Source organism: Xanthomonas sp. LMG 12459 (assembly GCF_009192905.1).
Lineage (GTDB): Bacteria > Pseudomonadota > Gammaproteobacteria > Xanthomonadales > Xanthomonadaceae > Xanthomonas_A > Xanthomonas_A sontii.
In genome coordinates this window covers 21,787-37,640 of the sequence record NZ_NSGT01000027.1, presented here as the reverse complement: position 1 = coordinate 37,640, position 15,854 = coordinate 21,787, and the positions used below count along the sequence as shown (strand labels likewise).

At 65.7% G+C, this 15,854-nt stretch carries 10 protein-coding genes; 6 read left to right on the top strand and 4 right to left on the bottom strand.

From position 1 onward, the window contains the following. Positions 1-335: 335 nt before the first annotated feature. On the top strand, positions 336-2,504 hold the full coding sequence (glyS, locus tag CEK65_RS07250; protein WP_152181247.1) for a glycine--tRNA ligase subunit beta: 2,169 nt from the start codon (positions 336-338) through the stop codon (positions 2,502-2,504). Beyond that, positions 2,501-4,075, top strand: a complete 1,575-nt coding sequence (locus CEK65_RS07245; RefSeq protein ID WP_152181246.1) for a sulfotransferase — start codon at positions 2,501-2,503, stop codon at positions 4,073-4,075. The genes glyS and CEK65_RS07245 overlap by 4 nt, the downstream gene beginning before the upstream one ends. A gap of 46 nt (positions 4,076-4,121) precedes the next feature. Here CEK65_RS07245 and CEK65_RS07240 read toward each other — a convergent pair whose 3' ends face one another. After that, on the bottom strand, positions 4,122-6,878 hold the full coding sequence (locus CEK65_RS07240) for a TonB-dependent receptor (protein WP_152181245.1): 2,757 nt from the start codon (positions 6,876-6,878) through the stop codon (positions 4,122-4,124). Positions 6,879-7,356: 478 nt separating this feature from the next. Next, complete coding sequence (rep, locus tag CEK65_RS07235) at positions 7,357-9,333, bottom strand: DNA helicase Rep (RefSeq protein WP_026144192.1); 1,977 nt, start codon at positions 9,331-9,333, stop codon at positions 7,357-7,359. 132 nt (positions 9,334-9,465) lie between these two features. Between rep and CEK65_RS07230 the strand changes: the two genes are divergently transcribed. Next, on the top strand, positions 9,466-10,086 hold the full coding sequence (locus tag CEK65_RS07230; RefSeq protein ID WP_017907968.1) for a thymidine kinase: 621 nt from the start codon (positions 9,466-9,468) through the stop codon (positions 10,084-10,086). 165 nt (positions 10,087-10,251) lie between these two features. Continuing rightward, positions 10,252-11,016, top strand: a complete 765-nt coding sequence (locus tag CEK65_RS07225) for a sel1 repeat family protein (RefSeq protein ID WP_152181244.1) — start codon at positions 10,252-10,254, stop codon at positions 11,014-11,016. A 203-nt stretch (positions 11,017-11,219) separates the two neighbouring features. Here CEK65_RS07225 and CEK65_RS07220 read toward each other — a convergent pair whose 3' ends face one another. Further along, positions 11,220-12,824 (bottom strand): glucan biosynthesis protein D, encoded by a 1,605-nt coding sequence (locus tag CEK65_RS07220; protein ID WP_039726155.1) that lies wholly within the window; start codon positions 12,822-12,824, stop codon positions 11,220-11,222. Positions 12,825-13,227: 403 nt separating this feature from the next. Beyond that, positions 13,228-14,040: a bifunctional DNA-formamidopyrimidine glycosylase/DNA-(apurinic or apyrimidinic site) lyase gene (gene mutM / locus CEK65_RS07215; protein WP_152181243.1), complete on the bottom strand. Its 813-nt coding sequence runs from the start codon at positions 14,038-14,040 to the stop codon at positions 13,228-13,230. Positions 14,041-14,425: 385 nt separating this feature from the next. On the opposite strand from mutM, the gene CEK65_RS07210 reads away from it, so the two are divergent. Both CEK65_RS07210 and CEK65_RS07205 read left to right on the top strand, forming a co-directional pair. Continuing rightward, positions 14,426-14,833 carry a hypothetical protein gene (locus tag CEK65_RS07210; protein WP_152181242.1) on the top strand — a complete coding sequence of 136 codons (408 nt, stop codon included), beginning with the start codon at positions 14,426-14,428 and terminating at the stop codon, positions 14,831-14,833. 4 nt (positions 14,834-14,837) lie between these two features. Beyond that, positions 14,838-15,851, top strand: coding sequence for a cytoplasmic protein (locus CEK65_RS07205; protein ID WP_152181241.1), 1,014 nt, complete (start codon positions 14,838-14,840; stop codon positions 15,849-15,851). Positions 15,852-15,854: the final 3 nt, after the last annotated feature.

The following is a 15,854-nucleotide window of genomic DNA, read 5'->3' as shown; positions in this document are numbered from 1 at the left end:
TCTCGATAGGTTAGTCACTCAGCCGTGGTACTATATGAACTCGAGTATGTGTCACACATTATTGTTTTTACGTATTTCGTTTGCAGGTACAGCACATAGTGTACGCCCCTCTTTTATATTCTCACTAGCCCGCAAAGGTTGCGTGCGTCTCACGCGTAAGATCGTCGGCAGCGTCAGATTGGTATAAGAGACAGCCGGGAGAGGGGTTGGGGTGAGGGTACGCCGGCACGAGTAGCCGGGTGCTCCGACTCCCCAGGCGCCCGCACCCTCATCCGCCCCTTCGGGGCACCTTCTCCCGCAGGGAGAAGGGAAAAACCGCTAGCAAGGTCCGACACATGAGCCAACACCTTCCCCTGCTGATCGAACTGGGCACCGAGGAACTGCCGGTCAAGGCATTGCCGGGCCTGGCCCAGGCGCTGTTCGACGGCGTGATCGCCGGGCTGGAGAAGCGCGGCATCGCGGTCGAGCGCGGCGACGCCAAGCCGCTGTCCACGCCGCGCCGGCTGGCGGTGCTGCTGCCGGGCGTGGCCGTCGAGCAACCGGAGCAGCGCGCGGAAGTGCTCGGCCCCTACCTCAACATCGCGCTGGACGCGGACGGCCAGCCGACCAAGGCGCTGCAGGGGTTCGCCGCCAAGGCCGGGATCGACTGGACCGCGCTGGAGCGCACCAGCGACGCCAAGGGCGAACGCTTCGTGCACCGCGCGGTGAACCCGGGCGCGCGCACCGCCACGCTGCTGCCGGAGATCCTGCGCGAAGCGATCGCGGCGATGCCGATCCCCAAGCCGATGCGCTGGGGCGATCACGACTATGGCTTCGCGCGGCCGGTGCAATGGCTGGTGCTGCTGTTCGGCAGCGAAGTGGTGCCGATGCCGCTGTTCGGCGTGGAGGCCGGCCGCGACAGCCGCGGCCACCGCTTCCTGCACGACGCGCCGGTGCCGCTGGCGCAGCCGGGCGACTACGTGGCCGCACTGCAGGCCGCGCAGGTGCTGGTGGACCCGGACGTGCGCGGCGCGCGCATCGTCGCCGAGGTGGAACAGGCCGCGCGCGAAGCCGGCGGCAGCGCGCGCATCGCCGAGGACAACCTGGAGCAGGTGGTGAACCTGGTCGAATGGCCGTCGGCGGTGCTGTGCAAGTTCGAGCCGGCGTTCCTGGCGGTGCCGCAGGAAGCGCTGATCGAGACCATGGAGAGCAACCAGAAGTTCTTCCCGGTGCTGGACGCCGGCGGCAAGCTCACCGAGCATTTCATCGGCATCGCCAACATCGTCTCGCGCGACGTCGCCGAAGTGGCCAAGGGCTACGAGCGGGTGATCCGCCCGCGCTTCGCCGACGCCAAGTTCTTCTTCGACGAAGACCTCAAGCAGGGCCTGCAGGCGATGGGAGCCGGCCTGGCCAGCGTCACCTACCAGGCCAAGCTCGGCAGCATCGCCGACAAGGTGCAGCGCGTGGCTGCGCTGGCCGAGGCGATCGCCGCGCAGGTCGGCGTGGATTCGACGCAGGCGCGCCGCGCCGCCGAACTGAGCAAGAACGACCTGCAATCGCGCATGGTCAACGAATTCCCGGAACTGCAGGGCATCGCCGGCCGCCACTACGCGCTCGCCGCGGGCGAGCCGAGCGAGATCGCCCTGGCGATCGACGAGTCCTACCAGCCGCGCTTCGCCGGCGACGACATCGCGCTGTCGCCGCTGGGCAAGGTGCTGGCGATCGCCGAACGCCTGGACACGCTGGCCGGCGGGTTCGCCGCGGGGTTGAAGCCCACGGGCAACAAGGATCCGTTCGCGCTGCGGCGCAATGCGCTGGGGTTGGCGCGGACGGTGATTGAGAGTGGGTTTGATGTGGATCTGCGCAAGCTGCTCGATAAAGCACAGGATGCGGTTGCTTTCGAGAAGACTGAGCAAAAGACCAAACAAGCCGAAAGTGCCGCAGCGAAGGCGCGAGCCGCGGGCGCGGACGCTCACGCTGTTCCGCAGGCGGATGGTACCTCGCTTGCCGAACTCGATGAAGTCTTCGACTTCATCCTCGACCGCCTACGTGGCTATTACGCCGACAAGGGCGTGCCGGCGACGCAGTTCAATGCGGTGGCGGAACTGAAGCCGGCCTCCCTGTACGACTTCGACCGCCGCATCGACGCGATCGGCACCTTCGCCGCGTTGCCGGAGGCCGAGGCGCTGGCCGCGGCCAACAAGCGCATCCGCAACATCCTGCGCAAGGCCGAGGGCGAGATTCCGGCGCAGGTCGACGCGGGCCTGCTGCGCGAGCCGGCCGAGCGCGCGCTGGCCGAGGCGGTGGAAGCGGCGATCGCCGAGACCGACGGCGCGCTGCGCCAGCACGACTACGTCACCGTGCTGAACTTCCTGGCACAGCTACGCCCGCAGGTGGACGCGTTCTTCGACGGCGTGATGGTCAACGCCGACGACCCGGCGCTGCGCCGCAACCGCCTTGCCCTGCTCAAGCGCCTGGGCGACCGTCTCGGCAGCGTCGCGGCGATCGAGCACCTGTCCTCTTGAACGAGGTCGCCGCCGCGTCGTTGTGGTCTGCCGCGCAAGCCGCCCTTGCGCGGCGCGATCTGAACGTGGCGGCGGAGAAGCTGCGCGCGCTCCTGGAGCTTCGGCCGGGGCATGGCTATGCCCGCGTTCTACTGGCGGGGACGGTGCTGGCGGAAGGACGGGTGCGCGCCGCGGCCAGCCAGTTGTTGCAAGCCGCCGCGGACCTGGACGAGGACATCGCGCTGCGCTCCCGCGTGGGCCAGGCCTTGCTGCGCGTGGGCGAACACCAGGCGCTGCACGAACTGCTGCGTCACCCGACCATTGCCACATGCCGGGACGGCAGCGTCTTGACCGTGTTCGCGCATCTGCATCAGCAGTTGGGCGAGCATGCCGAAGCCCTTGCGCTCATGTTGCGCGCGCGAGCCTGCGGCTTCGACGGCGCGGACTTCCGGTATTTCCTTGCGGTGCAGTTCCAGTTCAATGGGCGCCTGCAGGAGGCGGCCGAGGCACTCGATGCGACCTTGCAGGCCTCGCCCGGTTACGGGCGCGCGGCGCTATCGCGCGCGCGCCTGCGGCGCAATACCGCGAGCGACAACCACGTCGCGAGCCTGCGCGCCGCGCTGGAAGCGCCGGCGTCCGATAGCGAGAACCGGGCCGGCCTTGCGTTTGCGCTCTACAAGGAACTGGAGGACCTGGGCGACACCGACGCGGCATGGGCCGCGTTGCAGCATGGCAATGCGCTCATGCATGCACGCCTGCGTCACGACGCCGATGCGGACCGCCGCTGTCATGAGCGCCTGGGCGCCGCTGCGCGCGAAGGCATGTTCTCCAGGGACGACGGCTGTCGCAACAGCGGCCCCCGGCCGATCTTCGTGCTGGGCCTGCCGCGCTCCGGCACGACCGTGCTCGAGCGCATGCTGGGGAATCATCGGCAGATCGTCTCCGCCGGCGAGTTGAGCGATTTTCCTCAGCAACTGCGCTGGTGCGCCGATCGCGCCGGCCGCGGGCCGCTGGACCTGCTCGATGCCTTGCCCGATCTGGACTACGCGGAACTAGGGAGGCGCTATCTGCAGCAGACGCAATGGCGCGCCAATGACGCCCCCTGGTTCATCGACAAGCTGCCGGCCAATTACGCCTTCGCCGGGGCGATCGCGCGCGCATTGCCGGATGCGGTCATCGTGCATCTGGTACGTGACCCGTTGGCGGTGTGCTTTTCCAACTACCGGGCGCTGTTCGGCGATTCCTACGCCTATAGCTACGACCTGAATGCGCTTGCCGCACATTACCTCGCCTATCGCGAGCTGATGCAGTCGCTGCGCGCCGCCTTGCCGGGGCGCTTGGTGGAGGTGGACTACGGGCGCATGGTGAACACGCCGGATCAGGTGCTGGCACAGGTGCTCGAGCGCTGCGGGCTCGCCGTGGAACCGGGCCAGAGCGACATCCGCCGCAATCGCACGCCATCGGCGACATTGAGCACCGTGCAGGTGCGAAGCGCGATCGATGCCGGGCACGCCGAGGAATGGCGCCGCTACGCGGCGCAACTGCAGCCGCTTCGCCAAGCCCTTGGCTTGCGCGACGCGGAGATCCCATGACGACCGGCGGCGACGTAAGCCGCCGCCGGTCAGCTTCAGCCAGGGATCACTTCGCTCCGAACCGCCAGTTCAACTCCATCATGTACTCGCGGCCGTATCCGTTGTAGTTGAAGATGTTGTAGTACGGATAAGCCGTATACGTGCTGTCGCGCGGCGCGAACTTGTTGGCGAGATTGTTGACGGTGAAGGTCAGCGAGACGTCGTCGCTCACCGCATAGTCGACGGTCGCATTGAAGACCACCCAGGCACCGACTTTCCCCGCCCCCGCGGCGGCGTAGCCGGCGACGGTCTGCTGGGCCGCATAGTTCGGTGTCCGTCCATAGCGTTCGCCGAAGACGGTGGTGGTCCAGGCGCCCTTCTGCCAGCTCACCGATCCATTGAGGATGCTGTGGAACTCGCTCGAGTAGAACGGGTTTCGCAGGTAATCGATGACGGGATCTTCGGGGAACTGCTGGTTGTTGTGCTTCAGCGTGAGATTGTATCGCATGTCGAAATTGAACAGACCGAACGATTCCGTCGCCCACCGGTATCGCGCATTGGCCAGCACACCGGCGATCTCTTCCTTGGAGATATTGATCGGATTGATCCGGACGCTGTCCAGGCGATTGGGCACCGGAGCCGTGGCGCTGGTGCGGGTGATGCGCGAAAGCGCATCCACGCAGGTCGGAGAATTGATATCCAGGCTACCCAGTCGGCAGGCGGCTTCGGTCTGCAGCAGATTGTCGATGCTTAGATCGCTGACCTTCTTGTCGATCTTGATGTGGTAGTAGTCGGCATTGGCGCTGAAACTGTTGTTCGGCGACCAGACCACGCCATAGCCCCACGACTTGGCGGTGATCGACTTCAACTCCGGATTGCCCTGTCGGCGCCCCGAAATACTGGTGCCGGCATAGGTGCAGTCGGCGATCGGCTTGTTGGGCTCCTCGACCGCACAGCGATAGTAGTCGTTCGCTCCGACGAAGAAACCGCTGTCGCCGGCGAAGGTGTAGGCCATGTCGGGCGCCTTGAACGCGGTGGCGTAATTGGCGCGCAGCAACAGCGACTGCACCGGGCGGAATTCGAGCGCGGCCTTGTACGAGAAACGCGAGTCGCTGCTACCGCCCTTGTTGCTGTAATCGTCGTAACGCCCGGACAGGTTGGCATTCAAGGTGGTGAGAATCGGCACGCTGAATTCGGTCGCCACGGCCCAGTTGTCGCGCTTGCCGCTGCCCTGGGTTCCGGTGAGCTGATAGAAATCGCCCGCGATCACGCGAGGATCGGTCGGGTTCTCCCAGTACTGATCGCCCAATTGCACCAGGCCGGCGAAGCCGACGGCGCCGGCAGGCAGGCTGAACAGCTCCGTATTGGTCACCTGCGCATTGATGTTCTGCGTCCAGGTCCGCGACTTGGTGTAGATCTCGTCGTTGAAACTGCGGTACTGGGCCGGCGTCAGCGCGCGATAGAAGTTCGCATCGTTCGGACGATAGACCGGGTATCCATAGTATTCGCCTTCCTGCGGGCCAAGGAACTGCTCGCGGAAGAAGTCCTCGATCTTGTCCTTGAGAGGCCATTGCTGGCGGCTCTCGATGCGGTACTCGGAGCGCGCGTAGTAGGTGTTGTAATTCCAGTTCGATTGGCCGAACTGCCCCTTCATGCCCGCCGCGATGTTGTAGGAATCGGCTTTCTGGCGCGCGTTGTTGAAGTTCAGATTGCCCGTTTCCTCGGGGGCGAAGATGCGCTGGTAGCTTTCCAGTTGCTGGGTATCTGCGTTGTAGATGAAGCCGCCGGTGGCCGGAGACGGTTGCCAGAACCGCGAGCCGCTATTGGTCTCCACCTTGGTGCGGTTCAACAGCAGCGTGGCGTAGGCTTCGGCGTTGTCGCTGAACGCATACCCGAGGTTGAGGTAGCCGCTTGCGCTGCGCTCCTTGTTGAGGAAACTCGAGTAGCCCGGTTCTTCGCGGCTACCGCAGAAGTTGCCACGGCCGGGACGGGTGTCGTACGTCATGCTGCCGTTGAAAAGAGACCCCAGACCTTCGCAGGTGGCGGCGCCGGGATCGAAGTACTTGCCATTGGCCGTGCTGCGCAGGAACACACGCGACCCATAGCGGAATTTCGAATCGGGATTGTCATTGGTCGAATCGAAGCGACGACGGTCGTAGCCGTAAATCGGATCCTGGTTGCTCAGTTGCAGGCCCCAGGTGAGATCCAGGCCGCCCAGGGTCTTTCCGCCGGTCAACTGGAAGCGCTGGTTGTTGCCACCGCCGCCATCGTAGGTGCCCATGCGATAGTTCGCCTGGATGCCATCGATGTGCTTCTTCAGGATGATGTTGACCACGCCGGCGATCGCGGAGGAGCCGTAGATGGCCGACTGATTGCCCGGCGCCACGTCGATGCGCTCGACCATGCCGGTGGGAATGCTGGACAGGTCGACGAAGTTGCTCTGCCCGTTGTACAGCAACGGATAGTCGGCCATGGGGCGGCCATCGATCAGCACCAGCGTGAAGCCCGGATCCAGCCCGAGCAGGCTCAGCGATTTGGCGCCGGGCGTGAAGCCGCCGGAGAACTGGCCGTCCTGCACGGCACCGGTCGCCATGGGCTGCGACCGCAGCACATCGTAAACATCCTTGAAGCCCTGCCGCTGGATGTCCTGCGCGGTGATACTGAACACCGGCGTGGCCGTTTCGACCTGCGCGCGCGGAATCAAGGAGCCGGTGACGGTGACCTTGTCCAGTTGCTTCACTTGATCGTCGTCGCTCTGCGCATGGGCCAAGCCAGTCGCGGACAAGGCGGAACACACGGCAATGGTCAACAGATGGCGCTTCATAGTCTTCCCCTATAAAAATTAAGCAAAAACCCCCTTGTCCGGCTATGGCAGCACATGGCAACCAGGCATCGGAATCGCAATTTTTCATTTTTTGACAAGGATTTCAACCTGATCTAACGCTTTTTTGCAACCGCTTCTGCTATCGCTTGATACGCCTGCCAGCGCAGTGGGGCGAGACGTTGCATGGCCCGGCTCTGGTCTCCCTCCACCGGACGTGGCCCCCTGAAGGCGGGACGGGCCTGGAAGCAGCCATGGGCTCCGTGCGAGTGAGCGCCCGCTTGGACAGGCGCAAGCCGCCAACAGCAGCAGATTCGGCCGTCGAACCCCGCTCCCGCTAGGAGAGGGGTTGGGGTGAGGGTACGGCGCGAAGCGACCCGCGGTGATTGGGGACACGGGGCGGCGCACGCCCCTCCCGCAGGGAGAACAGCGAGCGCGACGCACCCCGCCGTTACGAATCCCCAATCCCCAATCCCGGCTTCTAATCAAACAACGCCTGGATCGCCGCCAACCCTGCATTCGCGCGTTCCTTCTTGCGCGCCGCGTCGGCTACCGGGTCGGCACCGTCGCGCTGCATTTCCTCGGCCGGGATCTCGTCGAAGAAGCGGCTGGGCTTGAGCCGGATATGCTCGCCGAACTTGCGGGTGAGCTTGCTGTAGCTCATCCACAGCTGCTCCTTGGCGCGGGTGATGCCGACGTACAGCAGGCGCCGCTCTTCCTGCAGGTTGCCCTCTTCCAGGCTGACTTCGTGCGGCAGCACGCCGTCCTCGCAGCCCACGATGAACACATAGCGGAACTCCAGGCCCTTGGACGCGTGCATGGTCATCATCCGCACCTGGTTGCCGCCGTCGTCCTTGTCGTTGCGCGACAGCAGCGCCAGCTGCGCGGCCAGGTCGCCGACGGTGGCGCCGCGTGGGCCGCCCTCGAACCACTTGGCCAGTTCCTCCAGGTTGCCGCGGCGACGCTGGAAACTCGCTTCGTCCTTGCACTGACTGCGCAGTTCGCGGATCAACCCGGATTGTTCGGCGAGCTGACGCACCACGTCGGCCGAGGACAGCGTGGTCGAGGCCGTGCGCAGTTCGTGCAGGATGTCGACGAAGTCGCTCAGGCCGTTGGCTGCGCGCGGCGGCAACTGCTGCAGCGCGCCCACCGACTCGGCCGCGCGCGACATCGGCAGGTGCTTGGCCGAAGCCAGTTCGGCCAGCTTGGCCAGCGAGGTCGCGCCGACCTCGCGCTTGGGCGCCTGCACCGCGCGCAGGAACGCCGCGTCGTCGTCGGGATTGACCAGCAGGCGCAGCCAGGACAGCACGTCCTTGACCTCCTGCCGCTCCAGGAACGCGGTGCCGCCGGTGATGTGATACGGCACGCTGGCCATCTGCAGCGCCTTTTCCAACGGCCGCGACTGGAAGTTGCCGCGGAACAGGATGCAGAAATCGCTCCACGGCACCTGTTTGGCGGTGCCCAGATAGGCGATCTCGGCGGCCACCTTCTCCGCCTCGTGCTCGCTGTCGCGGCACTCCCACACGCGGATGCGCTCGCCATCGGCCTGATCGCTCCACAGCGTCTTCAGATGCTCGTGCGGGTTGTGCGCGATCAACGCATTGGCCGCGCGCAGCACCCGGTTGGAGCAGCGGTAGTTCTGCTCCAGCTTGATGATCTGCAGGGCCGGGTAGTCGCGGCCCATCTGCATCAGGTTTTCCGGGTTGGCGCCGCGCCAGGCGTAGATGCTCTGGTCGTCGTCGCCCACGCAGGTGAAGTTGCCGCGCGGGCCGGCCAGCATCTTCAGCAACCGGTACTGCGCGTCGTTGGTGTCCTGGCTCTCGTCCACCAGCAGATAGCCGATGCGCTCGCGCCAGGCCATCACGATGTCTTCGTTCTCCTCCAGCACCTGCACGGGCAGGCGGATCAGGTCGTCGAAGTCCACCGCGTTGAAAGTGCTCAGCCGCGCCTGGTAGCGCTCGTACAGGCTGGCCGCCTCCTGCTCGCGGTTGCTGCGGGCCGCCGCCATCGCCTGCTCCGGCGACAGCCCGGCGTTCTTGGCGCGCGAGATCAGGTTCTTGGCGTCCTCGATGGCATCGGGCTTGGCGCCGGGCATCAGATCCTTGATCTGCGCGGCGGCATCGTCGGCGTCAAAGATCGAGAAGCCGCGCTTCAGGCCCACCGCGGCGTGTTCGATCTGCAGGAACTTCAGCCCCAGGGCGTGGAAGGTGCAGATGGTCAGGCCGTCGGCGGCCTCGCTGCGGATGCGCTTGGCCACGCGCTCGCGCATTTCCTTGGCCGACTTGTTGGTGAAGGTGATCGCGGCGATGCGCTTGGCCGGGTAACGGCCGCTGGCGATCAGGTGCGCGATCTTTTCCACGATCACGCGGGTCTTGCCGCTGCCGGCGCCGGCCAGCACCAGCAACGGACCCTCGCAATGCAGGACCGCGGCGCGTTGGGGAGGATTGAGACCGTGCATGAAGACTTCCCTTGGCCGCGCATTGTAACGGGCACCGGCCGGCGCCGACGCCCCACCGCCGCGCCGGCGCTGAACCGGTTCGCGAACCGCCCGGCGGCCGGGGCGCGCGGCCGCCGCGCTAGAATCGGCGGCATGGCGAAACTGTATTTCTACTATTCGGCGATGAACGCCGGCAAGACCACCACGCTGCTGCAGTCGGCGCACAACTACCGCGAGCGCGGCATGCGCACGGCGATCCTGACGCCGCGGCTGGACCATCGCGCCGGCAGCGGCGTGGTCGCCTCGCGCATCGGCCTGCGCGCCGACGGCATGCCGTTCGTCGCCGACACCGATCTGCTGGCCACCCTCGAGGCCGACATCGCCAGCCACGGGCCGCTGCATTGCGTGCTGGTGGACGAGGCGCAGTTCCTCAGCCGCGCGCAGGTCTGGCAACTCAGCGAAGTGGTCGACCGGCTGCGCATCCCGGTGCTGTGCTACGGCCTGCGCACCGATTTCCGCGGCGAGCTGTTCGAGGGCAGCCAATACCTGCTGGCCTGGGCCGACGAGCTGCAGGAGATCAAGACCATCTGCCACACCGGCAGCAAGGCGACGATGACCGTGCGCGTGGACGAGAACGGCCACGCGGTACAGGACGGCCCGCAGGTGGAGATCGGCGGCAACGAGCGCTACGTGTCTGTCAGCCGCCCCGAGTTCAAGAAGATCATGCGCGGCGAAGGGCGCATCGATCCGCTGCAGATCGCACTGCCGCTGTAACCCGGATGTCACCCCTGACGCACCGCGCTGGTGCGTCGCGCCACGATGCGATGAACCGTGGCTGACGTGTGCCGTACACGCGTCTGTTCCTATGCCATCAGTCTATGGAGCGCGCCCAGGCGGCATGCCTAGAATCGCGCCGATCGCACTCATGGGATGAGGAACATGCTTTCGTTCAAAGGATTTTTTGCCGTCAGCGGCACCGCATTGGCCTGTGCCCTGCTGCTCGCCCTGCCCGGCCCGGCCGCAGGGGCCCCGGGCGACCACACCTTCCAGGACATCCCGGCGCAGGTGCTCACCGACGGCTTCCTCGAGGCGCACTTGGACCTGTTCTATCGCCGCGCCGGCATCCGCGCCGACAAGAAGGGCGAGTACGCCGAGGCCAGGAAGCAGTACCAACTGGCCGCACGCTATGCCGACAAGCCGTCGCAGGCGCGGTTGGGCGAGATGTACTGGGAAGGCCAGGGCGGCGCCGCCGACCATACGATGGGCTTCCTGTGGATGGCGCTGGCCGCCGAGCGCGGCTACGACCAGTTCGGCGCGCGCAAGATGGAGTACTGGAACCAGCTGACTCCGGACGAGCGCAAGCGCGCGGCCAAGCTCGACAAGTCGATGCTCGCCGACTACGGCGATCAGGTCGCCAAGCCGCGCCAGGAAGCGGTCCTGCGGCGCGAAGCGATGCGCAGCACCGGCGGCCTGCTCGGCCACTCCGGCGCGGCCGGCCCGCTGTCGATCAACGGCCCGCGTGGCGGCAGCATCGATCCGGAAGTGTTCTACGCCAAGCAGTTCTGGGAGCCGAGCGCGTACTGGAAGCTGCAGGACCAGGTGTGGGACGGGCGCACCCCGGGCCGGGTCGACATCGGCGATGTCGAGGACATCAGCACTGAAGGCGCACCGCCAACGCCGCCGCAGGAGCCGGGCAAGCACTGAACGCGGAGCCATTCCCGCGTCGGGACTGAAGTCCCTCCCACAGCAGCCCAGTGCCGGGCCTGTGCGCCCCTGTGGGAGTGGCTCAGCCGCGACGCGCGGGGCGCACCGCACTCGCACCCCCGACTGCGTCGGGACTGAAACACCAGCGCAACCGCCCCATCCAACGAGCGCCCGATGCCGGCCGGCGCCGAGCGCTTCGCGGCTCAGTACAACTTGCGCTCGGCCGCCGGCGGCGGCGTCCACTGGTACAGCCAGGTCTCGGTGAGCGGGCGCTCGCCGCTGCGCAGGTACAGGCGGATGTCGATCTGCTCGGTGCCGTCGTCCGGCGGCACCACGTCGAACATCGCACGGTAGCCGGAAATCTCGTGCAACGGCCGCGCCGAGACGATCTCGGTGCGGCCGCGGTTGAGCTGCAGCACCGCCTCGACCTTGGCGTCCTTCTCCTTGCCCAGCTTGGCCAGTTCGCCGCCGACGAAATCCACCGCGAAGCGCCACGAGAAGTAATGCCGCTTCTGCCCGACCACGCCGCCCAGCCCGGTACGCGTGGCCACGCAGTGCGCCAGCGGCGAGGACGCCGGCGCCTGTGCGCCCCAGTACAAGCGGTAGCCGAACAGCAGCTCCTGGCCGGGCTGCGGCTTGTCCTGCGGATTCCAGAACGCGACGATGTTGTCGAAGGTCTCGTCGACGGTGGGGATCTCCACCAGTTGCACCGAGCCCTTGCCCCAGCCCTGCTTCGGCTCCACCCACAGGCACGGGCGCTTCTCGTAGAACACGCCGTCGTCCTGGTAATGATCGAAGTTGCGGTCGCGCTGCAGCAGGCCGAAACCGCGCGGGTTCTCGTCGACGAACATGTTGAAGCGCAGGTGCGGCGGATTGCACAGCGGCCGCCAGATCCACTCGCCGCCGCCGGTCCACATCGCCAGGCCGTCGGTGTCGTGGATCTCCGGGCGCCAGTCCCAATCCATGCGGCGGTCGTTCTCGCCCACCTGGTACATGCTGGTGCACGGCCCCAGGCCCAGGCGCTCGATGGTCTTGCGCGGATACAGCGCGCTGTCGATGTCCATCAGCAGCACGTCGCCATTGGTGATCGCGAAGCGGTAGGCACCGGCCACGCTGGGCGAATCCAGCAGCGCGTACACCACCACCGTGTCCGAGCCGGCCTTGGGCTGCTCCAGCCAGTAGGCGATGAAGTCCGGGAATTCCTCCGGGCCGCCGGTGCCGGTATCGATCGCCAACCCGCGCGCCGACTGACCGTACTGGCCCTCCTTGCCCACCGCACGGAAGTAGCTGGCGCCGAGGAAGGCGGCGAAGTCGCGCTCGGTGTCCTGCTTGGTGTTGAGGCGGAAACCGGCAAAGCCCAGTTCCTTCGGCAGCGGCTTGCCCTTCAGCCCGCTGCTGCCGTAATCGAACGCCGCGCTGTCGTAGGCCAATTCCTGCGCCTGCCCGTCGACCAGGTCGAACATGTGCACCGGGGTCTTGAAGTACAGGCCAAGGTGGAAGAACTTGGCCTGGAATTTCGGGCCCTGCTCGGCCGCCCACAACGCGTGGTCCTGGCGGTAGCGGATCGACTGGTACTGGTCCCAGGTCAAGCCCTCCACCGGCGCCGGCAGCGCCCGCTTGTGGCTCTGGTACGGCGCATCGGCCATGGCCCGCGCGTGGCCCTTGAGCCAGGCGTAGTCGAACGGCTGCGGCTTGCCCAGGCGGCGCAAGCCCACCGCAGGGGCCGCCTGGCCGAGCATCGGCATCGCCGGCAAGCCCATGGCGGCGAAGGCGGCGGCGGCGTTCTTGAGGAAATCGCGTCGTTGCATGGCCGGATCGAAACGGAAAAGGACGCCCATCATAGACAAGCGGCGCCGAAGGTGGCGGTGATGGATGGTGCCCGTGGGTGCGAGCCCCGGACGCAGACGTGCTGGAGGTGGGCGGGCGGGCCCCGGCCGAGACAGTTGCCGACCCGACCACATCGGCGTCGCTATGCCCGAGTGGGCAAGGCCTCTTCTGGAGCCGCTAACGACGCGACAAGGCCGGCTGAAAAGCTCACCGACATGTGCGCTTGAGCCGACGCGTTACCGGCAAGGCCCGTCGCGGCTGAATCGCGCTCGCGATCGCGACGGCCCATCGTGCCGAGACGCTGCAAGAAGCGCGGTGCTGGCGGTGTCCCTGCGGGCGCCGGACCGCCTTTGCCGGTGCGTGCAGCGCGATCGCGTTCGTTGCTCAGCGCTGGCAGTGGCCACACCAGACGCTGGCGCGTTGGCCGATGCTGGCGTGGCGCAGCGTGCGTCCGCAACGCTTGCAGGCCTCACCCTCGCGGCCGTAGACCGACAGCTCCTGCTCGAAGTAGCCCGGCGCCCCGTCCGGGCTGATGAAATCGCGCAGGGTCGTGCCGCCGCGCTGGATCGCATAGCCCAGGATCGCCTTGGCCGCGTCGGCCAGGCGCGCATAGCGGGCGCGCGAGACATCGCCGGCCTCGCGCAGCGGACTGATGCCCGCCTGGAACAGACTCTCGGCCGCGTAGATGTTGCCCACCCCGACCACGATGCGCTGATCCATCAGGAAGGTCTTGACCGGCGCAGTGCGGCCGCGACTGAGCCGGAACAGATGATCGCCGTCGAACGCATCCGACAGCGGCTCCGGCCCCAGCTCGGCGAGCAACGGATGGGTTTCGCCCGGCGCCTGCCACAGCAGGCAGCCGAACCGGCGCGGGTCGTTGAAGCGCAGCACCCGGCCGTCTTCCAGGCTGATGTCGACGTGGTCGTGCGCCCGCGGCGGCGTGTCGCCCGGCAGCACGCGCAAACTGCCGGACATGCCCAGATGCAACAGCGCACTGCCGACCGCGGTGTCCAGCAACAGATACTTGGCCCGCCGGCGAATGCCGTCGATGCGTTGCCCGGGCAACCGCTCGGCCACCTCCGGCGGAATCGGCCAACGCAGATCCGGCCGCCGCAGGATCACCCCATGGATGCGCCGCCCCGACAGATGCGGCTCCAGGCCGCGCCGGGCGGTTTCGACTTCGGGGAGTTCGGGCATGGAACGCGGCCGTAGCGGTCGGGCGGGAACTAGGAGCTACCAACTCTATCATTAGGGGCGTTTTCCAGCGTTGGATGCATCGCCTCCAGCCAGACGCACATCGAAGTGGGTGCATGCGCACAAGTTTCGTCGGATGGTTCATTGCGATGGCCACAGCCGGCCCTCGATTGCCAGCGGCACGGGTCTCGACTAGCATCGGCCTCAGTGATGACAAGGATTGTCGGATGCGCAACGTGGTATTTCCGTTCGCTCTACCGCCCAACTCGCGGCTGACGCCATCTGCCCGGAATCGGGCATTCCGCAGACTTTTCCCCGCTGCGCCCACTGCGGCCTACCCGGTCGCCATGCGTTCTACGGCGTCGCTGATAGCGGCCGTAGGTGAAGCATGAAGTTCATCAAATGGGTGCCAGTGTTTATGTCATTCGCACTGTTTTTCCTGGTTGGATTGAATACCTTTTTCGCCAACCGGCATCTCCTTGATCAGTACGACGCGGGTGACTATCTGCGCTATCTGATCTTCTTCCCTGGGATCACGCTGTGCGTGTACCTCACGTCCGCGATTCGCGCAGCCCGGACATGGCCCCATTTCTTTGTTGCAGTTTTCCTAGCCGCGCCGGCGTTGATTGCCATTCACTTCGTCGTATCTGTGATGAATGCGCATGCAGGGAATGCTTATTGGGGGTGGCAGTTGTTGGAGATCGGCATGACCTACCTGGCTTGGGCGAAAACAGGTAAGCATTGGTCCAACAGCGAAGCGCCATCGCGAAAGCAAGCCTCTTTTCAAGGAGATTGATTGCATGCAAAGGAAGCTGCATCGCCTAGTGATTCTTCTGCTGTTTTTTGCCGCATCAGCATTGCCAACCCCTGTGGTTGCTGAAGAGATCCAGGAACGCACAGCCATTCTGGATAGCACCACCAAGGCCATGACGCAGGGTGACCTCGCGGCGCTCGAGCAACTAGCAACGCTCTACCGAACAAAACAGGCAAGGACGTCCAGCGGCGTGTGGAAGTTGAGCGTGCTGCATGGCGGAATCAATCGCTTTTATTTGCTCGCGTCGTACGACAAGGCGACATTGGCTGAAAAGGAGCGCATCGCCGAACAATGGGTAAAGACGTATCCGAAGTCTCCCACCGCTCGGCTTGCCTATGCGGAAGTCTTGGCCAGGCGTGCATGGCATCGCCGCGGCGGCGGCTATGCGAACATGGTACGCGCAGAAGACTGGGCGCCGTTCAGAGAGGGAATCGAGGCGACCAGGCGCTATCTTGAGGACAATAAGCAGATCGCCTCATTGGATCCGGAGTGGTACATCAAGATGGAGGCGGTAGCGAAGGCGCAGCAATGGGACGATGCGCGGTTCCAAGCCTTGATCGATGAAGGGATGACCCGGTACCCGGAATACTACGAAATCTACTTTCAGGCGATCGAGTTCTATTCGCCCAAGTGGGGAGGCAGTGCGGTCGACATCGAACGCTTCGCCAGGATGGCGATGGAGCGCACACGTGCACGGGAAGGCCAAGGACTGTACGCGCGGATTTATTGGTACGCCTCGCAATCGATCTATGACGAACGCTTGTTCACCGAATCGCTGGCGCGCTGGTCGACCATGCGCGCTGGCATCGACGACGTGCTCAAAGTCTATGCGGACGAATGGAATTTGCAGAATTTTGCCCGCTTCGCCTGCCTGGCGCGCGATCGGGAGAAAGCCCTGGAACTGATCGAACGCGTGCGCGGCCCGACCTATACCGAGGTCTGGAAAGGGGAAGAGAATTTCCAGCGCTGCAAGGCCTGGGTCTTGGAAGGCGTCACCTGATGC